This window comes from Sphingomonas sp. 37zxx (assembly GCF_000786205.1).
Lineage (GTDB): Bacteria > Pseudomonadota > Alphaproteobacteria > Sphingomonadales > Sphingomonadaceae > Sphingomonas.
On record NZ_JROH01000136.1, the window covers coordinates 1 to 387 of the forward strand.

1 protein-coding gene is annotated in these 387 nt (G+C 68.5%); it reads left to right on the forward strand.

The features are described from left to right. The coding region (locus QU44_RS17100) for a transposase (protein ID WP_033923616.1) at window positions 1-387 on the forward strand (387 nt) is incomplete at both ends.

Here is a 387-nt window from a genome sequence, read left to right on the forward strand (position 1 = left end):
CCCATGCCTCGACCACCGATCCGGACGCGCGCCTGTATCGCAAGAGCCCGGGGGCAGGCGCCAAGCTGTGCTACATGGGGCACGTCCTGATGGAGAACCGCAACGGACTCGCGGTCGATGCCGAGACGACGCGGGTGGCAGGCTTTGCAGAACGACTGACTGCGGTCGCGATGCTCGACGATGTCGAGCGCCCGGACGCGCGCCGGATCACGCTGGCGGCCGACCGGGCATACGACACGAGCGACTTCGTCGACGAGCTGCGGGAGCGCCGCGTTACCCCGCACGTCGCCCAGAATGTGAGCGGCCGGCGCTCCGCCATCGACGGTCGCACGACACGCCATCCAGGGTATCGCGCAAGTATCCGCATCCGCAAACGGATCGAGGAGG